At 70.3% G+C, this 26,988-nt stretch carries 1 protein-coding gene; it reads right to left on the bottom strand.

Going from position 1 to position 26,988, the window contains the following annotated elements:
* Window positions 1-74 precede the first annotated feature (74 nt).
* Window positions 75-26,924 carry a type I polyketide synthase gene (locus ABZ345_RS09590; protein ID WP_359844777.1) on the bottom strand — a complete coding sequence of 8,950 codons (26,850 nt, stop codon included), beginning with the start codon at window positions 26,922-26,924 and terminating at the stop codon, window positions 75-77.
* Window positions 26,925-26,988 lie beyond the last annotated feature (64 nt).

The raw sequence follows: 26,988 nt of genomic DNA, 5'->3' as shown, positions 1-26,988 counted from the left end.
CGATTTCCTCAGATAAATGGCAAGAAAAAGGCCGGCCGCCCTCTGAAGGGCGGCCGGCCGATCTGCGACTGACGTCAGTCAGCCTGGCCGTCGAGCGCGGCCTGGATGAGGTCATCGACGCTCATCTCGTCGATGTCCTCCTCCACCACCTCACCGGAGCCACGGCCGATGAGCTGCATCAACGGTTCCAGCACGCCGATCTCGCGCAGCTGGGCGAGCGGCACCCGCGCCAGCAGGTCGCGGATCTCCGTCTCCTCGGACACCACGGCGTCGGCCGCCTCTGGGATCAGCTCGGTCAGCACGTGCGTCGCGAGCTCCTCCGGTGACGGGTGATCGAAGACGAGCGTCGAGGCGAGCGACAGGCCCGTGGCCGCGTTGAGCTGGTTGCGCAGCTCGACTACCGCGAGAGAGTCGAACCCGAGGTCGCGGAACGGCCGATCCGGTCGCACGGCGTCGACGTCCGCTTGTCCGAGCACCTCCGCAGCACGCGTCCTGACCAGGTCCAGCACCTCGTCAAAGCGTTTCGGCACGGGCAGGGCCAGCAACGTGTCCCGGAACGCGCCCGATGCCACCGGAGCTTCCGCGGCGGACTCGGTGACCAGCTCCCGCAGCAGCGGGTTCGGGCGGAACCCGCCGGAGAACCGGCCCTTGTCCACTGCCGCCACCACCGCGGTGGCGAGCCCTTCACCGACGAGCTGCCGAAGCGCCACACACGCCAGAACGGGGTCCATCGAAGCGATTCCGGCACGCTTGGCGTTGGCCAGCGCGTCCTCGGTGTCGGCCATGCCGCCGCCACCCCACGCACCCCACGCGATCGACGTCGCCGCGAGGCCCTGAGCGCGCCTGCGGTCCGCCAGCGCGTCGAGCATCGCGTTCGCCGCCGCGTAGTTCGCCTGGCCGGGACTGCCGACCGACGACGACGCGGACGAGAACAGCACGAACGCGTCCAGGTCGGACGTCAGCTCGTCCAGCAGCAGCGCCGAGGTGACCTTGCTGCGGAACACCGCCTCGAACCGCTCCGGCGTCATCTTGTCGAGCACGCCGTCGTCGATGACGCCCGCGGTGTGCACAACGCCGGTCAACGGCGACGGAACGGCGGAAAGCACTGCCTGCAACGACTTGCGGTCCGCGACGTCGCACGCGGCGATCGTGACGTCGACACCCATTCCGACCAGCTCGCTCCGCAGTTCGGCAGCGCCGTCGGCCTTCAAGCCGCTGCGGCTCAGCAGAACCAGGTGCTCGGCGCCGTTCCGCGCGAGCATCCGGGCGACGTGGCCGCCGAGCGCACCAGTGCCGCCGGTGATCAGGACGGTGCCGCGCGGCTGCCATTCCTGTCCCGCAACGGATGCCGGGGCAGCGACCAGGCGTCGTCCGAACAGACCGTTCGACCGCACCGCGACCTGGTCCTCGCCGTCGAGTCCGGAAAGGACGGACGTGAACCCGTTCGCGACCCTGTCGTCGATCACCGGTGGCAGGTCGACCAGACCACCCCAGCGTTCCGGGTGTTCCAGCGTCACAACCCGGCCGAGGCCGTGGATCGCGGCCTGCGTCAGGTCCTCGAAAGCCGTGCCGTTGACCGCGACACCGTCGCGAGTCGCGCACCACAGCGGGGCGTTGACGCCCGCGTCGCCGAGCGCCTGGATCAACGCGGCGGTCAGCAGCACACCGGCCGGCGCGCTCGTCGAACCCGCGTCCGCCCGGCCGAGGAGTGACAGCACACCGGCGAACGACGTGCCGAGCGAGCGCAACTCCTCCGCGATGGCCTCACGGTCCGGGGTCGCGATGTCGATCCGCACCACGCTGACGCCGAGCGAGTCGATGACCGCGTCAGTCCACTCGTCAGGCCCTGCGGTCACCGCGAGCCAGGTGCCGGTGAGCTCCCCGGACCTGGTGGCGTCCAAGGACTTCCACGTGATGCGATGCCGCCAGCTGTCGACGAGCGCGAGGTCGTTGCGCTGCTTGCGCCAGTCCAGCAGCGCGGGCAGCACCTGTTCCAAAGCCGTGGTGTCGACGCTGAGAACATTCTGCAGCGACCCGAAGTCCTCGCCCTCGACCGCTGCCCAGAACGCCGCGTCGTCGTTGGACGGTGCGGCGGGCCTCGCCGAGCTGGCCATCGTCGACGGCCAGAACCTCTGGTGCTGGAACGCGTAAGTAGGCAGCGTGATGGTGCGTCCCGACCCGAAGAACCCTGTCCAGTCGACCTTCACGCCACGGGTGTGCAGGCGGGCGAGCGCCGAGACGATCGACTGCTCCTCGCCGCGGTCCTTGCGCAGCACCGGGATGCCGCCGGCGACCAGGCCGGACAGGGTCGCGTCCGGGCCCAGCTCCACGAACGTCGTGACGCCGCGTTCGGTGAGCGACCGCACGTTGTCCGCGAACCGCACCGCTTCCCGCACGTGCCGGACCCAGTACTCCGGGCTCGTGATGTCCCCTTCCGCCACCACAGGAATCCGCGGTTGGCTGAAGGCCAGCGACTCCACAGTGGACCGGAACTCGTCCAGCATCGGGTCCATCAGCGGCGAGTGGAAGGCGTGCGAGACGCGCAAACGCTTGGCCTTCCAGCGTTCCGCGATCGCGCCCACAGCTGCTTCCGGCCCGGCGATGACCACCGAGTCCGGGCCGTTGACCGCCGCGATCGTCACGCCGTCGGTGAGGTGCGGCAGCACGACGTCTTCACTGGCCTGGACCGCGACCATCGCGCCGCCCTCGGGCAGCGCCTGCATCAGCGCCGACCGCACGGTGACGAGCTTCGCCGCGTCCCGCAGGCTGAGAACGCCTGCGACGTGTGCCGCCGCGATCTCGCCGATCGAGTGGCCCGCGAGGAAGTCCGGCTTGAGCCCCCACGACTCGGTCAGGCGGAACAGCGCGACCTCGATGGCGAACAGCGCGGGCTGCGTGGTGCCGGTGAGGTTGGGCGCGTCCTGGTCGTCGCCCCAGATGTTGTTCTTCAGGCCGGCGTCGAGGTGGCTCAGGACCTCGTCGAAGGCGTTCTTGAACACCGGGAATCGGGCGTACAGCTCGCGACCCATGCCGATGCGCTGTGAACCCTGGCCGGCGAACAGGAACGCGAGCTTGCCGGAGCGCGCCACCTCGTCCCTGATCACCAGCGGGTTGCGCACGTCGGACGCGATCGCGGCGAGCGCGTCGGTCAGCTCTTCGCGACTGCCGGCCAGCACTACCGCGCGCTGGTCGAACGAAGCCCGCGTGGTCGCCGCCGAACGCGCGATGTCCAGCAGGTCCGCGTCGATGTCGAGCAGGCGCGCGGCCTGGTCACGCAGCGCGGCAGGCGTCCGCCCGGACACCAGCACCGGAACCACTCCAAAGTTATCCACAGATCGCTGAGCGGCCCCTTGACCAGCACTTTCATCCGGTACGCTGGAAATTGGGGGGATCCCCGACGCGGGCGATTCCAAGATCACGTGGGCGTTGGTGCCGCTGGCGCCGAACGACGACACGGCGGCGCGGCGTGCGCGGTCGACGGTAGGCCATGCCGTGCGGTCCTGCAGCAGCTGGACCGCGCCGGTGCTCCAGTCGACGTGCGAGGACGGCGTCTCGGCGTGCAGGGTCCGCGGCAGTTCGCCCGCCCGCATCGCCATCACCATCTTGATCACGCCCGCGACACCGGACGCGGCCTGCGTGTGGCCGATGTTCGACTTCACCGCGCCCAGGAGCAACGGCGAGGTGCGGTCCCGCCCGTAGACGGTGAGCAGCGCCTGCGCCTCGATCGGGTCACCGAGCTTGGTGCCCGTGCCGTGCGCCTCGACGGCGTCCACATCGGACGGACGCAACCCCGACGCGGCCAGCGCCTGCCGGATGACCCGCTGCTGGGCCGGTCCGGACGGGGCGGTCAACCCGTTCGACGCACCGTCGGAGTTGATCGCCGAACCGCGCACGACCGCCAGCACTTCGTGGCCGTTGCGCACAGCGTCGGAGAGCCGTTCCAGAACGAGCATGCCGACGCCTTCAGCCCAGCCCGTGCCGTCGGCGTTGTCGGAGAACGCCTTGCAGCGGCCGTCTTCCGACAAGGCGCCCTGGGCGCTGAACTCGATGAACCCGACCGGTGTCGACATCACGCACACACCGCCGGCGAGCGCCATCTCGCACTCACCCGTGCGCAGCGCCTGGGCCGCGAGGTGCAGCGATACCAGCGACGACGAGCACGCGGTGTCGACCGAGACCGTCGGTCCCTGCAGGCCGAACGTGTAGGCGAGGCGGCCGGACAGCAGCGACGCGGACTGCGCGGTCTGCCACTCCAGGCCGGTCTCCTCAGGTGACGGCCGGTACTCGCCGCTGCCACCACCGACGAACACACCGGTGACGGAGCCGCGGATCGTGGCCGGGTCGACGCCCGCCCGTTCCAGTGCTTCCCAGGCGGTCTCGAGCACGATGCGTTGCTGCGGGTCCATGACCATCGCTTCGCGCGGCGAGATCGAGAAGAAGTCCGGGTCGAAGTTCGGGACGTCGTAGAGGAAACCGCCGCTGCGGGTGACGCTCTGTCCACTGTAGAGTGAGGTGAGGTCCCAGCCGCGGTCGGCCGGGAAGTCCCCGATCGCGTCGCGGCCTTCGAGCAGCAGCTGCCACAGGTCTTCCGGCGACCGCACGTCTCCGGGGTAGCGGCAGGCCATGCCGACGATCGCGATCGGTTCGTCGGTGACGGTCCTGGTGGTGAACTGGATTTCGTCCGCGCCGCCGAGAAGTTCGGTGAGCAGGTGCTCGGCGAGCTCGTTCGGCGTCGGGTAGTCGAACACCAGAGTGGCGCTCAGCTGCAGACCCGACTCGGTCTGGATCTGGTTGCGCAGGTCGACGGCGGTGAGCGAGTCGAAGCCGAGGTCGCGGAACGGGACGTCCGGCTCGATCGCGCCGGTTCCGTTGTGGCCGAGGACGAGCGCCGCCTTCTCGCGGACGAGGGTGAGCAGCGCGCCGTGGCGTTCGTACTCGGGCAGCTTGACCAGCGTCTGCTTGAGCACCGGTTCCGCGGCTTGCTGTTGCTTGAAGTTGGCGAACAGCTTGTTGTTGTGTTGGAAGGTCTTCCAGTCGACGTTCGCGACGACGACGTTCGTCCGTCCACTCGCGACAGCCTGGTGCAGAGCGGCGAGGGCGTTCGGGGCGTCGAGGACCGGGATGCCGCTGATCCTCAGGTGCGCGGTCATGCTCTGGTCGGTCGTGCCTTCCCACGGCGCGTACGCGATGGAGGTCGCCTTGAGGCCACGTGCTTTCCGCTGCCTGGCGAACTCTTCGACAATCACGCTGTGCGCGGCCTGCTGGGCCTGGCCGCGGAAGCCCCACGTACCGGCGACTGAGCCGAAGACCACGAACGCCTCCAGCTCGCGGTCGCCGAGCTGCTCGTCGAGGTGCTCGAGCGAGTCGATTCCACCGAGGTGGATCACTGCGGTGACGTCGTCGGTCAGCACATCGGTGGTGTTGGGCAACGTCTTGAGCTGCTCACCCATGGGACCTTCGGCGCCGACGAGCAGGATCTGGCCGGTCGGGGTCCACGGGGTGGTGGCCTCGATGCGGCGCAGCCGTGGGACGAAGGCGCCCTCGTCGCGGAAGGCGACTTCCTGCTCGCCCTGAGGAATGGCCCACGTGTCGGTTTCGACGCGGATCAGGCCGCCCCAGCGTTCCGGGTGCTCCAGCGCGGCGACGCGACCTTCGCCCCAGACTGCGGGTTCGCCGCTGACACACCACAGCGGGGCCTTGATGTTGTTGGCTTCCAGAGTGTTCAGGACGTCGAACGGGCTGGCGTCGGTAGTCGAGATGACACCGGCGTAGTCGCCCGGCACGAGTTCGGTCACCGTTGTGCCCACGAAACCTGTTGCGTCACCGATGACGAGCCAGATGCCGTCTGTCGTGGTGGGGATGTTGTTCTTCTCCCACACCACCTCGTAGAGCCAGTCGTCCGTTGTGGACTTCGGCGTGGTGGTCGGCCAGAAGCGTTCGCGCTGGAACGCGTAAGTGGGCAACGGGATGCGCTTTGCTCCGGTGCCCGCGAAGTACTGCTGCCAGTCGATGTCGGCGCCCCGGACGTGCAGGGTGCCGAGCGCGAGACCGAACGCGCTGACCTCGTCGCGGTCCTTGCGTTGTGTCGCAACGGCTCCGTCGACCATGGCCGCGAGCACGCCGTCCGGACCGATCTCGACGAACGTGTCGATGTCTTTAAGACTCTGGACGTTGTCGTGGAAGCGGACCGTGTCGCGGACGTGGTTCACCCAGTGGTCGACGGTAGTGACGTCGCCGGTGGAGGCGATCGGGATGCGCGGCGCGGTGAAGGTGATGCCGCTGATCGCCGCGCGGAAGTCGTCGAGCATCGGGTCCATCAGCGGCGAGTGGAACGCGTGGCTGACGGTGAGCTGCTTGGTCTTCTCGAACTTCTTGGCGATCTTCTGCACCTGGGTCTTGTCGCCGGCGATGACGACGCTGTTCGGTCCGTTGACCGCCGCGATCGACACCTTCTTCGACTTGCCCAGGTGTTTCCTCACCTCGGCTTCGGTGGCGAGGATGGAGACCATCGCGCCGCCGGCCGGGAGGGCTTGCATGAGGGTGGCGCGGGCGGTGACGAGCTTGGCCGCGTCTTCGAGGGTGAGCACGCCGGCGATGTGCGCGGCCGCGATCTCGCCGATGGAGTGGCCGGCGACGTGGTCGGGCAGGACGCCGAGGCTCTGGACGAGCCGGGCGAGCGCGACCTCGATGGCGAACAGCGCGGGCTGGGTGTTGCCGGTCTGGTTGAGCTTCTGTTCGTCCTCGCCCCAGATGATGTTCCTCAGGTCCAGGTCGAGGTGGGCGAGCACCTCGTCGAGGGCGGTGCGGAACGTGTCGAACCGCGCGTAGAGCTCGCGGCCCATCCCGAGACGCTGCGAACCCTGACCGGTGAACAGGAACGCCGTCGTGCCCGCCTTGCGCGCCACACCGTTCGCGACCTCTGCGCCGTCGATCAGCAACGCCCGGTGCGCGAACTGCGCGCGCGTCGTCGCCGCCGAGTACGCCAGGTCGAGCTGATCCGCCTCGACCTCGCGGAGCTGGTCGATCTGAGCGCGCAGGGCATCGGAGGACTTCGCCGAAACAACGACGGGGGCCCCCTTGGGGGGACGCGAGGTCCCCACTCCAATAGTCCCACGGGGGTCGGACGATTCCGGGGTGTGGAGATCGACATCGGCCGAGTTGTCCACAGGCGCCGAGTTGTCCACAGATTCCTGCGAGCCCGGCTGACCAGCGGTTTCGGCCGGTACGCTGGAAATCGGGGGGATCCCCGGCGCTTCGAGGATCACGTGGGCGTTGGTGCCGGAGAGGCCGAACGCGGAGATGCCCGCGCGGCGGGGGCGGTCCGACGACGGCCAGGTGGTGTTCTCGGTCAGGAGGGCGACCGGGCCCGAGGTCCAGTCGACGTGCGAGGTCGGGGCGTCGACGTGGAGGGTGCGGGGCAGCACGCCGTGGCGCATCGCCTCGACCATCTTGATCACGCCCGCGACACCTGCCGCCGCCTGCGAGTGGCCGATGTTCGACTTCACCGAGCCGAGGTAGAGAGGTTCGGAGCGGTCGGCGAACGTGGTGAGCAGTGCCTGGGCCTCAATCGGGTCGCCCAGCGTCGTACCGGTGCCGTGGGCTTCCACGGCGTCGATATCGCTCACGGACAGACCAGCGTCCGCGAGAGCGCGGCGGATGACGCGCTGCTGCGAGGGGCCGTTCGGGGCGGTGAGGCCGTTGGAGGCGCCGTCGGAGTTGACCGCGGAGCCACGCACGATCGCCAGCACGTCGTGGCCCTGAGCGATCGCGTCGGACAGACGTTCCAGCACGAGAATGCCCGCGCCCTCGGACCACGCCGTGCCGTTGGCACCGTCGGCGAAGGCCTTGCAGCGGCCGTCCGGGGCGAGACCGCCCTGGGTGGTGAACTCGACGAACGAGTCGGGGCTCGACATGACCGAGACACCGCCCGCGAGAGCGAGAGAGCACTCGCCGGAGCGGAGCGCGCGCATCGCCCAGTGCATCGCGACCAACGACGACGAGCACGCCGTGTCGATGGTGACGGCCGGGCCTTCGAGTCCGAGGACGTAGGAGAGGCGGCCGGACATCACCGACGCGGTGTTGCCGGTGGCGAGGTAGCCCTGGATGTCGGGGTCGAGCGAGCGGCGCAGGATGTTCTCGTAGTCCTGGCCGTTGGTGCCGACGAACACGCCGGTCGCGCTGCCCTTCAACGACAGCGGGTCAATGCCGGTGCGTTCCAGAGCCTCCCAGGCCGTCTCCAGCACCAGACGCTGCTGCGGGTCCATCGCGAGCGCTTCCCGCGGCGAGATGCCGAAGAAGTGCGCGTCGAAGTCCGCCACACCGTTGAGGAAACCGGCTTCCAGCGACGCCGACGCACCGGCGCCGAGTGCCGCGAGGTCCCAGCCGCGGTCGGACGGGAACGAACTGATGCCGTCGCCGCCGGTGGAGACCAGGTCCCAGAAGGCTTCCGGTGACGTCACGCCGCCGGGGAAACGGCAGCCGATGCCGACGATGGCGATCGGGTCGTCGTCGAGACGCTGGACGACGACTTCGGCCGGCACGTCGCCGACCTCGCCCAGCAGGAAGTCCGCCAGGTCGTAAGGCGTCGGGTAGTCGTAGAGGAGCGAGGCGGGCAGCGTCAGCTCGGTCGCGGCCTGCAGGCGGTTGCGCAGCTCCAGGGTGGTCAAGGAGTCAAAGCCGAGGTCGAGGAACGCGCGGTCAGGGTCGACGTCGGAGGCGTTGCCGTGGCCGAGGACCGCGGCGATCTGGCCGCGCACCAGGTCGAGGACCGCGCGGGTGCGTTCGGCCTTCGAGAGACCCGCGAGTGCCTTGCGGAACTGCGGCTGATCTGCGGATTCCACGACCTTTTCGGTGGTGTGGAACCGTTTGACCTCGGGCAGGTCGCCGACGAGCGGCGCCGGGCGCAGACCGGCGAGCGCGGGCAGGAACCGTTCCCAGTCGATCTCCGCGACCAGCACGGCCGCGTCGCCGTGTTCGATGGCCTGCTTGAGGGCCTGCAACGCCAGCGCGGGCTCCATCGGCGTGAAACCGCCGCGCTTCAAGCGTTCCGCGACGGGGCCGGCTGCCGCCATGCCCGCCTCGCCCCACGGCCCCCACGCCACCGAGGTGGCCGGAAGTCCTTGCAGGCGGCGGTGTTCGGCGAAGGCGTCCAGGAACGCGTTGGCCGCGGCGTAGTTGCCTTGGCCCGCGCCGCCGATGACGCCCGCGGTCGAGGCGAAGAGCACGAACGCGTCGAGGTCGTGCGTGAGCTCGTGCAGGTTGCGGGTCGCGTGGACCTTGGCGCGCAACAGGTTCGTGAACGACGTGGCGTCCATCGACTCGACGAGGCCGTCCTCCACGACTCCCGCCGCGTGGAAGACCGACGTCACCGGGTGCTCGGCGAGCAGCGCGCAGAGAGCGTCGCGGTCGGCGACGTCGCAGGACTTGACGATCACGCGCGGGTCCGCGAAGTCCGCGGTTCCGGTGCGGCTGACCAGGATGACCTGCTCGGCGTCGTGGTCGAGCAGCCACTGCGCGACCTGCTTGCCGATCGCGCCGGTGCCGCCGGTGACGAGCACGCGGCCCGGCCGGTAGTCGCGGTGCAGTGCGCTCGGGGTGCTGTGGATAAGGCGGCGGCCGTAGACGCCGGACGGCCGCACCGCGACCTGGTCCTCGGTCCCCGCGAGCACGCCGGGAATGCGGCGCGCGGTGTTCCAGTCGAGCTGCGAGGGCAGGTCGATCAGGCCGCCCCAGCGCTGCGGGTGCTCCAACGCGATGACGCGGCCGAGGCCGTGCACGGTGGCGAGGCCGGGGTCGGCGATCTGCTCGCCGCCGCCGGCCGACACCGCGCCCTGCGTCGCCACCCACAGCGGCGCGTCCTGGCCGGCGTCGCCAAGCGCCTGCACCACAACAGAAGTGCGGACGAGCGCGTCCTCGGCGTCCGTGTTCAATGCGAGCAGCGACAGCACGCCGGCGTAGTCGCCGCGGACCTGCTCGGCGAGCTCCGCTCGGGTGGCCGCGGCGTCGACCACGACCGTGTCGACGCCGAGCGCGTCGATCAGCTCGGACGCGTCGCGGTTGGTGAGGACCAGCCACGGGCCGGTGAGGGTCCCGGACGTCGTGATCGGCTTCCAGGTCACCGCGTAACGCCAGGAGTCCACTGTGGACTGCTGCTTGCGCGAACGCCACTGCGCCAGTGCGGTGAAGTCCTCGCGTTCGACCGCGGCCCAGAACTCGTCGTCGACGAAGTCCCCGTCCTTGCTGGTCACCGCGACCGGCTCTGGCCAGAAACGCTGGTGCTGGAACGGATAGGTCGGCAGCTCGACGTCGGCGGCGGCGCCCGCGAAGTAGGCGGCCCAGTCGACGACCGTGCCGCGGACGTGGAGGCCGGCCAGCGCGGTCAGCAGTGTCACGACCTCGTCGCGGTCGCGGCGCAGGGCCGGGACCAGCACGGCGTCCTCGGTGATCGACTCCTGGGCCATGCCGGTGAGCACGCCGTCGGGGCCGAGTTCCAGGAACGCCCGCACGCCTTTGCTTTCCAGCTGCGTGACCTTGTCGGCGAACCGGACGGCGTCGCGGACGTGCCGCACCCAGTGCTCCGGGTCGGTGACGTCGTCGGCGACCAGCGGGATCGCCGGCGTGCTGAACTGGATGCCGCTGATCGCCGCGCGGAAGTCGTCGAGCATCGGGTCCATCAGCGGCGAGTGGAACGCGTTGCTGACGGTGAGGCGCTTGGTCTTCTCGAACCGCGCCGCGATCGTCTCGGCTTCGGTCTCGTCGCCCGCGATGACGATGCTGGTGGGCCCGTTGATCGCGGCGATCGACACGCGCTCGGTGAGGAGCGGGGTGATGTCGGCTTCGGTGGCCTGGATCGCGATCATCGCGCCACCGGTCGGCAGCGCCTGCATGAGGCGGGCTCGTGCCGAGATCAGCGTGCACGCGTCGTCGAGGCTGAGCACGCCCGCGACGTGTGCGGCGGCGATCTCGCCGATCGAGTGGCCCGCCAGGTAGTCCGGCGTCACGCCCCACGACTCGACGAGCCGGTAGAGGGCGATTTCGGTCGCGAAGATGGCGGGCTGTGCGTAGCCGGTCTGGTTGAGCTGGTCCGGGTCATCGCCCCACATGACGTCGCGCAACGGCCGGTCGAGGTCCGCGTCGAGGTGGGCGCAGACCGCGTCGAGGGCGTCGGCGAACACCGGGTAGCGCTCGTACAACGCCTTGCCCATGCCGAGGCGCTGCGAGCCTTGGCCGGTGAACAGGAACGCGGTGCGGCCGCGCGTGGTCTGGCCACGAGTGACACTCGCGTCCGGCTGGTCGTCGCGCAACGCCGTCAGGCCGCGCACCAGTTCGTCGCGGTCGCTCGCGACGACGACAGCGCGCTTCTCGAACGTCGACCGCTTCGTGGCCAGCGCCGCGGCCAGGTCGACCAGGTCCGCGTCGACCTCCAGCACACGCCCGGCCAACTGCCTGAGCGCCTCGTCCGCGCGCGCCGACAGCAGCACCGGCACCGCGCCGGCCTGGATCGATCCCGCCTGGGCCCCCCAGGGGGAGACCGAGGTCCCCACTCCAATCGTCGCACGGGAGGCGGACGGTTCTGCGGCGTGGAGATCGACATCGGCGGAGTTGTCCACAGGCGTGGAGTTGTCCACAGATTCCTGCGAGCCCGGCTGACCAGCGGTTTCGGCCGGTACGCTGGAAATCGGGGGGATCCCCGGCGCTTCCAGGATCACGTGAGCGTTGGTGCCGGAGAGGCCGAAGGAGGAGACGCCGGCTCGGCGCGGGTGGCCGGTGACGGGCCACGGTTCTTCGGTGGCGAGGAGCTTGATGGAGCCCGAGGACCAGTCGACCTTCGTCGAAGGCTGGTCCACGTGCAGGGTTCGGGGCAGCACGCCAGCGCGCAGAGCGAGCACCATCTTGATGATGGAGGCGACGCCGGACGCCATCTGGGTGTGGCCGATGTTCGACTTCATGGAGCCCAGGAGCAGCGGGCGTTCGCGGTTCTGGCCGTAGGTGGCCAGCAGGGCCTGGGCCTCGATCGGGTCGCCCAGGGCCGTACCGGTGCCGTGGCCGTCGATGGCGTCCACTTCGGACGGTTCCAGGCGCGCGTTGGCCAGGGCCTGGCGGATGACTCGTTGCTGCGACGGGCCGTTCGGGGCGGTCAGGCCGTTGGAGGCGCCGTCCTGGTTGACCGCCGAGCCACGCACGACGGCCAGGATGCGGTGGCCGTTGCGCTGAGCGTCGGAGAGACGTTCGAGCAGGACCAGGCCTACGCCCTCGGCGAGGGTCATGCCGTCGGCGGCGTCGGAGTAGGCCTTGCACCGGCCGTCGCGGGCCAGCGCACGCTGCCGGGAGAAGCCGACGAAGGCGCCCGGAGTCGCCATGACCGAGACGCCACCCGCAAGAGCCAGGGACGACTCGCCGTCGCGCAGGGACTGGCACGCGAGGTGCAACGCCACCAGAGAAGAAGAACAGGCCGTGTCGAGGGTGACGGCGGGGCCTTCGAGGCCGAACAGGTAGGAGACGCGGCCCGACAGCACGCTGGAGAGCGTGCCGGTGATCATGTGGCCCTCGTCGCCGGGCTGGTCGGAGCCGCCCGCCGAGTAGTCCTGGTAGGAGGCGCCGACGAAGGCGCCGGTCAGGGTTCCCTTGAGCGACTGCGGGTCGATGCCGGCGCGTTCGATGGACTCCCACGCGGTCTCCAGCAGGAGACGCTGCTGCGGGTCCATCGAGAGGGCTTCGCGAGGGCTGATGCCGAAGAAGCCGGGGTCGAAGTTCGCGACGTCGTGCAGGAAGCCGCCCTGCACCGAGTAGGCGCCACCGGGGGCGTCCGGGTCGGGGTTGTAGAGGGAGTCGCCGTCCCAGCCGCGGTCCGCCGGGAAGCCGGAGATCGCGTCGACGCCGTTCATGACGACGTTCCAGAGGTCTTCCGGGGTCGCGACGCCGCCGGGATAGCGGCAGGCCATGCCGATGATCGCGATCGGCTCGTCGGAGACGACCGACGCGACGACCGGAGCGGTGGAGCCCGTGTCCGCGCCGAGAAGTTCGCCGAGCAGGAACTCCGTGAGGGCGAGCGGGCTCGGGTGGTCGAACACCATGGTGGTCGGCAGCGTCAGACCCGTTGCGGCGGCGAGCTTGTTGCGCAGGTCGACGGCGGTGATCGAGTCGAAACCGACCTCGCGGAACGCCCGGTGCTCGGTCAGCGCGTCGGTCGAGGCCATGCCCAGCACGGACGCGGCTTCGGCGCGCACGAGCTCGAGCAGCTGCTGTTCGCGTTCGGCGGGCGGGAGAGCGCGCAGGCGGACCGCGAAGTCCGAGCCGTCGGAGGCCGTGGCCTGTTCGGCGGCGACGGTGAGAGCGCGAACTTCGGGCAGTTCCTCGAAGAGCGTGGTCGGGCGCATCGCGGTGAAGACCGGGTAGTAGCGGTCCCAGGCGATGTTCGCGATGGCGATCTCGGTCTCGTCGTCCTCGATCGCGCGCTGCAGCCCGGCCAGCGCCAGCCGTGCCTTCATGAACTCCAGGCCGCTGCGGCGGATCTGGTCGGTGTCGACGCGGCCGAGGCCGAGGTCGTCGGACCAGATGCCCCACGAGACCGAGGTGCAGCGCAGTCCTCGCGCACGACGGTTGGCGGCCAACGAGTTCAGGTAGGCGTTACCGGCCACATAGGACGCGTGGTTGCCGGAGCCCCACATGCCGGAGATCGAGGAGAACAGCACGAACGCGTCGAGGTCCTCGGTCAGCAGCGCGTCCAGGTGGGCGGCGCCGTCGACCTTCGCGGCGAGGATCTCGCTCAGACCCTCCACAGTGGACCCGTCGATGGAGTGCAGGCCGATGACCGCTGCGGTGTGGACGACCGAGCGGATCTCGCGGCCTTCCGCGCGCAGCTCGTCGAGCATGCGTTCGACGTCGTCTCGTTGAGAGATGTCGCAAGCCACGACCGTGGCGGGAGTGCCGAGTTCTTCCAGCTCCGCGACGAGTTCGCGGGCTCCGGGGGCGTCGAGGCCGCGACGGCTGGTCAGCACCAGGTGCTCGGCGCCCTTGTGCGCGAAGAAGCGGGCGACGTGCGGGCCGAGCGTTCCGGTGCCGCCGGTGATGATCGTGGTCCCGCGCGGGGTCCAGTCGGTGTTGGACGGACGAGACGGTGCGCGGACGACGCGGCGGGCCAGCGTGCCGGACGCGCGGATCGCGAACTGGTCCTCGTCGCCGGCGTTGACCAGGGCGGACACGAACCGTTGCGCGGCACGCTGGTCGAGCTTCTCGGGCAGGTCGATGGAGCCGCCCCAGCGCTGCGGGTGCTCCAGCGCGGCGGTCCAGCCGATGCCGACCGCCTGCACCTGTGCCGGGTGGTCGACGGTGTCCGCGCGGCCCGTGGAGACGGCGTTGCGGGAGATGTTCCAGACGCGGGCCGTGCTGCCGGCGTCGCCGAGCGCGTTGATCAGGTTGACGGTCAGCAGCAGACCCGTTGGCAGGCCTAGTGTTCCGGGGCGTTCGTCGGTGGGCAACAGCGAGACGATGCCGTCCGCGTCGACGAGCTTCGCGGCGATGGTGGTGCGGTCGTCGTTGGCGTCCAGGACGATCCGCTGGACGTTGCCGAGCGCGGTGACGACGTCGGTGTCGTCGATGGCGTCGGTGGTGACGACGACCCAGTTTCCGGTGATCTTGCCGTTGTCGAGTCCGCGCAACGGCTTCCACGTGGTGCGGTAGCGCCAGGAGTCCGTTGTGGACTGGTCGCGGCTGGCTTGGCGGAACGTGGTGAGGGCGGGCAGGACGGCGGCGAGCGTGGCCTCGTCGAGGTGCAGGCTCTGGGTGAGGGTGGCGAGGTCGGACTGCTCGACGGCCTGCCAGAACGCGGCGTCTGCCGGGTCTTCGTGCGTGGCGCCGGGGTGCTGCGGCGGGCCGATCCAGAAGCGCTCGTGCTGGAACGGGTAGGTGGGCAGGTCGACGCGGGCGCCGTCGAGGTGCCACTGGACCGGGTAGCCGCGAACCCAGACCTCGGCCAGGGACAGCAGGACGCGGTGCAGGCCGCCGATGTCGCGGCGCAGTGTGCCGGTGACGACGCCGCGTTTGCCTTCGAGAGCGTCCTGCACGCCCGGCGTGAGGACCGGGTGCGAGCTGACCTCGACGAACACCTGGTGGCCGCTGCTGATCAGCTGCTCGACAGCCTCGTTGAGGTGCACGGTCTGGCGGAGGTTGGTGAACCAGTACTCGGCGTTGGTGTTCGCGTCGTTCCACTCGCCGGTGACGGTGGAGAGGAACTTCGTGTGCGGGCTTTGCGGGGTGATGGTGGCGAGGTCGGTGAGGATGTCGTCGCGGAGGTCCTCGACCTGGGCCGAGTGCGAGGCGTAGTCGACCTCGATGCGGCGGACCCGCACGCCCTGTTCGACGAGCTTGCCGCACAACGCGTCGAGCGCTTCCAGGTCACCGGAGACGGCGACGCTTCGGGGGCCGTTGGTGGCGGCGAGGCTGAGGCGGTCGCCCCACTCTTCGAGGTGCGGCCCGATCTCCGCCGCGGACAGTCCGATGGAGACGATGCTGCCGCGGCCCGACATGACGCGGCGGATGGCCTGGCTGCGCAGGGCGACGACCTTGGCGGCGTCTTCGAGGCTGAGTGCCCCGCTCACCGCGGCGGCCGCGATTTCGCCCTGCGAGTGGCCGATGACGGCGTCGGGGATGACGCCGTGGTGCTTCCAGACTTCGGCGAGCGACACCATCATCGCCCAGCTCGCCGGCTGGACGACGTCGACGCGGTCGAGGCTGCCCGCGCCGCGGATGACGTCGAGGAGGTTCCAGTCGGTGTGGGGTTTGAGGGCGGCGGCGCATTCGGCCATGCGGGCGGCGAACACCGGCGACTCGTCGAGGAGCTGCGCGCCCATGCCGGCCCACTGCGAGCCTTGGCCGGGGAAGATGAACGCGACCTTGCGCTCGAGGTCGGCGACGCCCCTGGTCTCGGTGCCGTCGATGAGCACCGCGCGGTGGTCGAAGTCCGGGCGCAGGCTCAGGCTGTAGGCGATGTCGGCGGGGTCGGCGTCGAGCGCGCGCACGCCTTCGAGCTGAGCGCGCAGGGCCGCGTCGGACTTGGCCGACAGCAGCCACGGAATCGATACCGATTGGCTGGCCCCCTGGGGGGATTCACCCCCCATCCCTATCGTCTCAGACGGCACCGACAGTTCTGGTGCGGTCGCCTGTTCCAAGATCACGTGGGCGTTGGTGCCGGAGATGCCGAACGACGAGACGGCGCAGCGGCGGGCGCGGCCGGTCTCGGGCCAGGTGGTGGTGTCCTGCAGCAGGGAGATGGTGCCGGGGGTCCAGTCGACGTGCGTCGAGGGCTCGCCGGCGTGCAGGGTGCGCGGCAGGACGCCGTGCTGCAGAGCCATGACCATCTTGATGACGGACGCGACACCCGCGGCGGACTGGGTGTGGCCGATGTTCGACTTCACCGAGCCCAGGAGCAGCGGGCGGTCGGCGTCGCGGTCGCGGCCGTAGGTGTTGAACAGGGCCTGGGCCTCGATCGGGTCGCCGAGGGACGTGCCGGTGCCGTGCGCGTCGAGGGCGTCGATGTCGTTGGTGACCACGCCGGAGTTGGCGAGGGCCTGCATGATCACGCGCTGTTGCGACGGGCCGTTCGGGGCGGAGAGGCCGTTGGAGGCGCCGTCCTGGTTGACGGCCGAGCCGCGGATGACGGCCAGAATGCGGTGTCCAACCGCCAAAGCGTCGGACTGGCGCATCAGCAGGAGCATGCCGATGCCCTCGGAGAGGATCATGCCGTCCGCCGTGTCGGAGAACGACTTGCAGCGGCCGTCACGTGCCAGCGCGCGCTGGCGGGAGAAGGCGATCAGCGGCTTCGGGTTCGGCATGATCGTCGCGCCACCGGCGACTGCGAAGGCGGACTCACCGGTGCGCAACGACTGGCACGCCAGATGCATTGCCACCAAAGAAGAAGAGCAGGCGGTGTCGACGGTGACGGCGGGGCCTTCGAAACCGAAGACGTAGGCGACGCGGCCGGACAGGACCGACGGCGACGTGCCGGTGACCTGGTAGCCCTCGGAACCGCCGTCACCGCCGCCGTACTCGATGTAGGAGGAGCCGATGAACGCGCCGACCTTCTTGCCGCGCAAGGCGGCCGGGTCGATGCCCGCGCGTTCGACGGCCTCCCACGTGGTCTCCAGCAGCAGGCGCTGCTGGGGGTCCATGCCGGTGGCTTCGCGCGGCGAGATGCCGAAGAACGACGGGTCGAAGTCGCCCGCGCCGGGCAGGTAACCGCCGGCGGTCGTGTAGGTGGTGCCGGGGCGGTCGGGGTCCGGGTCGTACATCTGCGCCATGTCGAAGCCGCGGTCCGCCGGGAACTCCGTGATCGCGTCGGTGCCGGCGAGCACCATCTCCCAGAACGCCTCCGGGGTGTCGGCGTCACCGGGGAAGCGGCAGCTCATGCCGACGATCGCGATCGGCTCGTCCGAGTCGATGTTCGCCGAGTAGGTCAGCGCCTCCTCGGCGGCGCCGAGCAGTTCGGCGAGCAGGTGCTCGGCCAGGACGACCGGCGTCGGGTAGTCGAAGACCAGGGTGGCGGGCAACGACAGACCGGTGGCGTCGGACAGCTTCTTGCGCAGCTCGACGGCGGTCAGCGAGTCGAACCCGATGTCGCGGAACGCGCGGTTCTCCCCCACCTCCTCGACCGAGCTGTGGCCGAGCGTCGCGGCGGCCTCGGCGCGCACCAGGTCGACCAGCCTGCGCTTCTGGTCCTCTTCGGACAGTGAACGGAGCTTGCGCGCGAACTCCGAGTCGTCGCGGCGGACTTCCTCGACGACCGTCAGAGCCTTGACCTCGGGCAGGTCGGACAGCAGAGCGGACGGGCGGACCGAGGTGAACAGCGGGAAGTAGGTGTCCCAGTTGATGTCGACGACGGTGACGCAGGTGTCGTCGTGCATCACGGCACGGTTCAGCTCGACGACGGCCTGCTGCGGTTGCAGGAACGTCAGGCCGCGGCGCGCCAGGTTGTCGGACATGGCCTCGTGCGTCGCCATGCCGACCTCGGCCCACGGGCCCCACGCGATCGACGTCGCCCGCAGGCCACGGGCGCGGCGCGCTTCGGCGAGGGCGTCGCAGTAGGCGTTCGCGGCACCGTAGGCCGCCTGGCCGCCGCTGCCCCACACGCCCGCGATCGAGCCGAACAGCACGAAGAAGTCAACCTCGCCGACGAGCGCGTCGAGGTTCGCGGCGCCGATCACCTTGGCGGACAGCACGTCCGCGAAGTCGTCGAGCGAAGTCTGCTCGAGTGGAGCGTGCTGTGCGGCACCGGCGGTGTGCACGACGCCGGACAGGTCGGTGATGTCCTGCAGAACAACGGAAAGCGCCTCGCGGTCGGCGACGTCGCAGGCGACGATCGAGACCCGCGGGCCGAGCTCCTCCAGCGACGCCTTGAGCTCGGCGGCACCGGGCGCGTCCATGCCCCGGCGAGAAGTCAGCACCAGACCGGAGACACCGCGCTCGGCGAGCCACTTCGCTGTCGTGGCACCAAGTCCGCCGGTACCGCCGGTGATCAGCACGGTGCCGTGAGCGGTGTAGTCGGACGGCAGCGCGTCGACCGGGCGGCGAGCCAGACGGCGGCCCATCACACCGGACGACCGGACCGCCAGCTGGTCCTCGCCGTCCAGGCCGGCGACGCAGGAGACGAAGCGGCGCAACGCGTTCTCGTCCAGCGTCCCGGGCATGTCGATCAGACCTGCCCAGCGCTGCGGGTACTCCAGCGCCGCCGCACGGCCGAAGCCCCACACCGCGGCCTGGGCGGCGGACCGCACCGAGTCCGAGGTCTCGGCGGCGACGGCGCCGGACGTGACGGCCCAGATCGGCGTCTCGACCGACTTGACCAGCAGGATCGACTGCTCCAGGCCGGTGGTCAGGACCTGGGACGGCGTGTCGTCCAGCGCCACCAACGACACGACGAGGTCGCACTCGGGAACGTCGGCGACCGAGGTGACGACGGTGACCTCGGCGCCGTGAGCGGCGAGTGCCGCGCGATAGGGCTCGGCCTCGACGGCGGGAGTCGTCAGGACCGTGATGTGACCGGACAGGACCGGTGCGCCCGTGATGCGGACCGGCGCCCACAGCACGCGGTACCGCCACGAGTCGAGCTGCGTCTTCTCCTGGTTGCCCGCGCGCCACGACGACAGCGCCGGGATCAGCGAGTCCAGCGACGCGCTCTGCTCCTCCCCCAGCCTCAGCAGGGCGGCGAGCTCGCGGGCGTCGCCGCGTTCGATGGCCGCCCACAGCTTGGCGTCCGCCGGGTCCGCGTCCGCCACCACCGGCGCGGTGGAACCCAGCGGCCAGTAGTACTCGTGCTGGAACGCGTACGTCGGCAGCGTCACGCGGTGCGCCGGGCCGTAGTAGGCCTTCCAGTCCACGGACACACCGGTGGCGAACAGGCGTCCCAGCGCGAGCGCGACCGATGCCTCTTCCGAACGGTCCTTGCGCAGCACCGGGATCGCGCCGTCGACCAACGCCGAGAGCGCGCCCTCGGGGCCGATCTCCACGAACGTCGTCACTCCGGCGGCGCCCGCCGCCTCGACCGCGTCGTGGAAGCGGACAGCCTCACGCACGTGCCGGACCCAGTAGTCGGATTGTTGAACGATCTCGCTGTGGGATTGTTGAACAATCCCACACGTGAACAGCGGGATCGTCGGATTGTTGAACGAAAGACCCTCGACGACCTGGCGGAACTCGCCGAGCATCGGCTCCATCAGCGGCGAGTGGAAGGCGTGCGAGACGGAGAGCTGCTTGGTCTTCCGGTCGTTGAATTGTTCAACGATCCTACGAACCTCTTGTTCAACACCGGCGATGGTCACCGACGACGGGCCGTTGATCGCGGCGATCGAGACCCCGTCGCTGAGCAGCGGGGTGACTTCGGCTTCGGTTGCCTGGACGGCGACCATCGCCCCACCGGCGGGCAGCGCCTGCATCAGGCGAGCGCGAGCCGACACCAGGGTGCAGGCGTCGTCGAGCGAGAACACGCCGGCCACGTGGGCGGCGGCGATCTCGCCGATCGAGTGGCCGACGAGAGCGTTGACCTTGACGCCCCACGACCGGACGAGCCGGAACAGCGCGACCTCGAAGGCGAACAGAGCGAGCTGGGCGTTGCCGGTCTGCTGCAGGTCCTCCTCGGAGGAGCCCCACATCACGTCGCGTACGGGCAGGCGGTCGAGAACCTCGTCGAGAGCGGCAGCGAACACCGGGTACCGCGCGTAGAGCTCTCGGCCCATGCCGAGGCGCTGGGATCCCTGACCGGAGAACAGGAACGCCACCTTGCCCGGCGTGACCTCGCCCTCGACCACGGCGGCGTCGGAGTTCTCCGTCGCGAGAGCACCCAGCGAACGCAGCAACGACCCGCGGTCGGCGGCGACCACGGCGGCGCGCTGCTCGAACGCCGAACGCGTCGTCGCCAGCGAGAAAGCCAGGTCACGCACAGAAATATCGGTCGACTCGACGAACGAGCGCAGGCGCGCGGCCTGTCCCCGCACAGCACGGCGGGTGCGGCCGGACAACACCACCGGCACGACGACGTCCGAAGGCGCGGAACTCGGAACGCCGGCGGCCGGTGGCTGCTCGATGATGACGTGGGCGTTGGTGCCCGAGATGCCGAACGACGAGACACCGGCACGGCGGGGCCGGGAGACCTCCGGCCACGAGCGCGAGGAAGTCAGCAGCTCGACGGCGCCCTCGGTCCAGTCGACGTGCGAGGAAGCCGTGGTGACATGCAGGGTCTGCGGCAGCACCCCGTGGCGCATCGCCTGCACCATCTTGATCACGCCGGCGACACCCGCGGCGGCCTGCGTGTGCCCCATGTTCGACTTCACCGAACCGAGCAGCAGCGGCTCGGAGCGGTTCTGGCCGTAGGTCGCGAGCAGTGCCTGCGCCTCGATCGGGTCGCCCAGAGTCGTGCCGGTGCCGTGCGCTTCGACAACGTCCACATCGGACGAACCCAGACCGGCGTTCGCCAGCGCGGCACGGATCACGCGCTGCTGAGCCGGACCGTTGGGCGCCATCAGGCCGTTAGAAGCGCCGTCCTGGTTGACCGCCGAGCCGCGCACCACCGCGAGCACGGGGTGTCCGTTGCGCACGGCGTCGGACATGCGTTCCAGCACGACCACGCCGGCGCCCTCGGACCAGCCCACACCGTCGGCCGAGTCGGAGAACGCCTTGCAGCGGCCGTCCGGCGAGAGGCCGCGCTGCCGGGAGAACTCGATCAGGGCGGTGGGCGTCGACATGACCGTCACGCCACCGGCCAGCGCCAGCGAGCACTCCCCCGCGCGCAGGGCCTGCATCGCCCAGTGCATCGCGACCAAAGACGAAGAGCAGGCGGTGTCCACCGTGACCGCCGGGCCTTCCAGGCCCAGGGTGTAGGAGACGCGACCGGACACAATGGACGGTGAGGTGCCGGAGCCCTGGAAGCCCTCGAAGTCACCGCCGGAGAGCCGCGCGCCGTAGTCGTTGTACATGACGCCCGCGAACACGCCGGTCTGCGTGCCGCGCAAGGAGACCGGGTCGATTCCGGCGTGTTCGATCGCCTCCCAGACGACCTCCAGCAGGATGCGCTGCTGCGAGTCGGTTCCGAGGGCTTCGCGGGGTGACATGCCGAAGAATCCGGCGTCGAACTCGCCGGCGTCGTGCAGGAAGCCGCCGGAGCGCGAGTACGTCGTGCCGGGGTGGTCGGGGTCGGGGTGGTAGAGGTTCTCGAGGTCCCAGCCGCGGTTCGACGGGAGACCCGACACCGCGTCGCCGCCCTCGGACACCAGGCGCCACAGGTCGTCCGCCGACCCGATGCCGTCCGGGTAGCGGCAGCCCATGCCGACGATCACGATCGGATCGTCCGAGGCGGCGGCCCGGACCTCCTGCGGCACAACGACATCAGCCGCGCCGTCGACCAGCTCGTCCAGCAGGTGCGAGGCCAGCGCAACCGGTGTCGGGTAGTCGAAGACCATCGTCGCGGGCAGCCGCAGGCCCGTCACGGCGGTCAGCTGGTTGCGCAGCTCGACGGCGGTCAGCGAGTCGAAGCCCAGGTCCTGGAACTGGCGGGTGGACTCGATCTCGTCACCGCTCGAATGCCCCAGCACGGCGGCGACCTGGCCGCGGACCAGCTCCAGCACCGCGTCGGAACGCTCTTCCGCACCCAGGCCGGAAAGCCTGCGGATCAACGTGTCGGCGGTCTCCGAACCCGAGGCCGCGCGGCGCGTCCGAACCCGGATCAGCCCGCGCAGCAACGGCGGAACCTCGCCGCGCTGCCGCAACGTGCCCAGGTCGAGACGCGCGGGCACCAGAGCGGCGGAGGTGGACGCCACCGCGCGGTCGAACAGGGCGAGGCCTTGCTCGACGGTCAGCGGAGGCATGCCGGTGCGGGTCATCCGGTCGGCGTCGGCCTCGGTGAGCATGCCGTCGCCGGCCCACGCGCCCCACGCCAGCGACACCGCGGGAACACCGATGGAGCGGCGGAACTCCGCCAGCGCGTCCAGGAAGTGGTTGCCGGCGGCGTAGTTGGCCTGACCGGCGGTTCCCCAGGTGCCGGCCAGTGACGAGAACAGCACCAGCGGCATGCCGGGCAGCGCGACGTGCAGGTTCCAGGCGGCGTCGACCTTCGGCGCCAGTACCGGGTGCAGCCGCTCCGGCGTGAGCGACGAGATCACGCCATCGTCCAGGACACCAGCGCTGTGCACAACAGCGGTGATCTCGTGCGCGGAGACCAGGGCGGCGACCGCGGACGCGTCGGCGACGTCGCACGCCACCACGGAAACGGTGGCGCCCAACGCCTCCAGTTCCGACACGTCACCCGCGCCGCGCCGCGACACCAGCACGAGCTCCCGCACGCCGTGCTCGGTGACCAGGTGCTTGGCGACGATCTTGCCGAGGCCTCCGGTGCCGCCGGTGATCAGGACCTTCGAGCCCCACTCCATCGGAGCGTCCTCGACCTCGGCGCGAGCCAGGCGTGGCGCGTAGACCTCGCCGTCCCGGAGAGCCAGCTGTGGCTCCTCAGAGCCGACAGCGGCGGCAAGAGCGGCGTTGGAGGCGTCCGTGCCGTCGAGCTCGATCAGCGAGAAGCGGCCCGGCGACTCGGACTGCGCCGAACGCACCATGCCCCACACGGCGGCGGACGCGAGGTCGGTGCTGCTCGTGACGAAGACGACGCGCTCGTCGCGTTCCTCTTGCAGCAGGCCGAGAACCCGCTCGGTCAGTTCGTGAACCGACGCGACGACGTCTTCGTTGCCCTGCAACGGGATGACAAGGACATCAGAGCTGTCGACGCTGTCGGCCGCGGGAACCGTCACCGGCACCCAGTCGACCTGGAACAGCGAATCGCGGTCCACAGTGGACTCTGCCGCGACCGCGCGCACCACCAGCGAGTCGACCGACGCGACCGGCGCACCGGCACCGTCGACGGCCGCGATGGCGTAAGCGTTGCCGCCGGAGCGGGTCAGGCGGACCCGGAGCGTGGTGGCGCCGGTCGCGTGCAGCGAGACGCCCTCCCACGAGAACGGCAGCCCGGCCTCGCCCTCACCCGAGATCAGCGCGGCGTGCAGGGCGGAGTCCAGCAGCGCCGGGTGCAGACCGAATCCGGCCGGGTCGACGCCTTCGGGCAGCGAGACCTCGGCGTAGGTGACGCCGTTCTCGCCGCGCCAAGCCTGTTGCAGCCCTTGGAAGACGGGCCCGTACTCGAAGCCCATCGCGGCGAAGTTGTCGTAGCAGCCCTCGGTGTCCAGGGCGGTGGCGCCGGCGGGCGGCCACACCGTGGTGTCGAACGTGGCCTCACGGGCAGGTGCGCCGAGCACGCCGATCGCGTGCTGGGTCCACGGTTCGTCGTCGGACCCCTCCGCGCGCGAGTAGATCTTGACGGTGCGTCGGCCGTGGGCGTCGGCGTTGCCGATCCACAGCTGCACCTGGACGCCGCCGCGTTCGGGGACGATCAGCGGCGCGGTCAGCGTCAGTTCTTCGACGCGGTCGCAGCCGACCTCGTCGCCCGCGCGGATCGCGAGTTCGAGATAAGCCGTGCCGGGCAACAGAACCGTGCCGCGCACGGCGTGGTCGACCAGCCACGGGTGGGTCTGGCGGGTGAGGCGGCCGGTGAGCAGCGCGCCGTCCTGGTCGGCGAACGAGACGGTCGCGGTGAGCAGCGGGTGGTGTGCCGCGCCGAGTCCCGCGGCGCGCGGGTCGTGGAAACCGCCGCCGCCCTTGGGCCAGTAGTGCTTGGTCTGGAAGGCATACGTCGGCAGGTCGACGCGCTTTGCGTTGGTGTGCGCGAAGTACGTCTGCCAGTCGACCTTGGTGCCGCGGACGTGCAGGGCGGCGAGCGCGGTGGTGATCGCCTCGATCTCGTCGCGGCCCTTGCGAAGCAGCGGGACGCAGCCCTGTTCGACCAGCGCGGTGAGGATGCCGTCGGGGCCGATCTCCACGAACTGGGTGACGCCGTGCCCGGTCAGCCAGTTGATGCCGGCGGCGAACCTGACCGCCTCGCGGACGTGGCTCACCCAGTAGTCCGGTGAGGTGATCTGCTCGACGCGGGCCTGCTCGCCGGTGACGTTCGAGACGAGCGGGATGATCGGTGCTTCGAATGTGATCGCCTCGATCGCCGCGCGGAACTCGTCGAGCATCGATTCCATGAGCGGCGAGTGGAAGGCGTGGCTGACCTGGAGCTGCTTGGTCTTGCGGTCTTCGAAGCGGGCGGCGACGGCGCGGGCTTCGTCCTCGGTGCCAGCGATGACGAGGCTGGTGGGGCCGTTGACGGCGGCGACGGAGACGTTGCCGGTGAGGTGCGGGGTGACCTCGTCCTCGGTGGCCTGGAGCGCGATCATCACGCCGCCGGCCGGGAGGTTCTGCATCAGTGTGGCGCGGGCGGTGACGAGCTTCGCGGCGTCTTCGAGGCTGAACACGCCGGCGACGTGCGCGGCGGCGATCTCGCCGATGGAGTGGCCGGCGACGAAGTCCGGCTTCAGGCCCCACGACTCCACGAGCCGGTAGAGGGCGATCTCGATGGCGAACAGCGCGGGCTGGGTGTACCTGGTCTGGTCGAGAGCCTCGGCGGTCTCGCCCCAGATGACGGCTTTGAGGCTCGGATCGAGGTGCTGGAGCACCTCGTCGAACGCTTCTGCGAAGACTGAGAACCGCGCGTACAGGTCTTTGCCCATGCCGATGCGCTGGGCGCCCTGGCCGGTGAACAGGAACGCCTGCTTGGTGCGCGCGGCCGTGCCCTGGATCAGGCCGGGGGCCGGGGTGCCGTCGATCAGCGCCTGGAGACCGGTGCGCAGGTCGCCGACGATGGCCGCGCGGTGGTCGAACGACGCGCGGGTGGTCGCGAGAGAGTAGGCGAGGTCAAGGGCTGGAGCATCGACCTCGAGAAGTCGCTCGGCCTGAGCGCGCAACGCCTCGCGGGAACGGCCCGAGACCAGGAACGGCACCGCACCCTGCTGAATCGCGCCCGGCTGAATCGATCCCGACTGGGGGCCCCGGGGGGAGACCGAGGTCCCCACTCCAAGCGTCTCACGGGAGGCCGACGAATCGCGGGGCTGAAGATCGGGATCGGCCGAGTTGTCCACAGGGGCCGAGCTGTCCACAGGTTCGGGGGCAGGGGCTTGCTCGATGATGGTGTGTGCGTTAGTGCCCGAGAGGCCGAAGGACGAGACGGCGGCGCGGCGGGGCTGACCGGTCTGCGGCCACGGCGTGTTCGAGGTGACGAGCCGGACGGCACCCGCGTCCCAGTCGACGTGACTCGAAGGGGTCTCGACGCCCAGGGTCTGCGGGACCACGCCCTCGCGGATGGCCATGATCATCTTGATCACGCCGGCCACACCGGCGGCGGCCTGGGTGTGGCTGATGTTCGACTTCACCGAGCCGAGGAGCAGGGGCTGGCCGGCGGGGCGGGTGCGGCCGTAGGTGGCGAGGAGGGCCTGAGCCTCCACCGGGTCGCCCAGGACGGTGCCGGTGCCGTGGGCTTCGACGACGTCGATCTGGTCGCTGGACAGGCGGGCGTTGACCAGGGCGGCCTGGATGACGCGCTGCTGCGAGGGGCCGTTCGGGGCCGTCAACCCGTTCGAAGCGCCGTCCTGGTTCACGGCGGAACCGCGCAGCACGGCCAGAACCTCGTGCCCGTTGCGGCGCGCGTCGGACAGGCGCTCGAGCACGAGCACGCCGACACCCTCGGACCAGCCCGTGCCGTCGGCGGAGTCGGCGAACGAGCGGCAGCGGCCGTCCGAGGACAACCCGCCCTGGCGCGAGAACTCCACGAAGGTCGCGGGGTTGGCCATGACGGTGACGCCGCCGGCCAGGGCCAGCGAGCTTTCCCCGGCGCGCAGTGACTGCATCGCCAGGTGCATTGCCACCAAAGAAGAAGAGCAGGCGGTGTCCAGGGTGACGGACGGGCCCACGAAGCCGAGGGTGTAGGAGACGCGGCCCGAGATCACCGAGTTCGAGGAACCCAGCAGGACCATGCCCTCGCCGCCCTCGCCGGGGCCGAGCTGGTAGTCCTGGTTCATCGCGCCCGCGAACACGGCGGTGGAGGAACCCTTCAGGGCGTGCGGGTCGATGCCCGCGCGTTCCAGGGCCTCCCAGGTGACCTCGAGCAGCACGCGCTGCTGCGGGTTCATGCCCAGGGCCTCGCGTGGCGAGATGCCGAAGAAGTCGGCGTCGAACTCGCCCGCGCCCTCGAGGAAACCGCCCTGGTCGCTGGACGACAGGGCGAGCATCTCCGGATCCCAGCCGCGGTCGGTGGGGAACGCGCGGATGCCGTGCTCGCCGTTCACGACCATCTGCCACAGATCTTCGGGACTGCGCACCCCGCCGGGGAACCGGCAGCCGATGCCGACCACGGCGATCGGTTCCGACGCGGCCGCTTCGAGGTCCTGCAGGCGCCTCTTGGTGCGCTGAAGGTCCGTACTGGCCCGGCGGAGGTAGTCCCGGAGCTTCTGTTCGTTGTCCATCCCTCAACCCATCTCGAGACGCGACCTGTCAGGAATCCTCGCGTCCGGGCGCCTGGCATACGCC

The sequence above is a fragment of the Lentzea sp. NPDC005914 genome, from assembly GCF_040629405.1.
Lineage (GTDB): Bacteria > Actinomycetota > Actinomycetes > Mycobacteriales > Pseudonocardiaceae > Lentzea.
This window is presented reverse-complemented; position numbering and strand designations above follow the sequence as displayed.

Bases quoted from the DNA above. Each gene is read 5' to 3' on its own strand.
- ABZ345_RS09590 (WP_359844777.1), bottom strand. From the start codon at position 26,924: ATGGACAACGAACAGAAGCTCCGGGACTACCTCCGCCGGGCCAGTACG.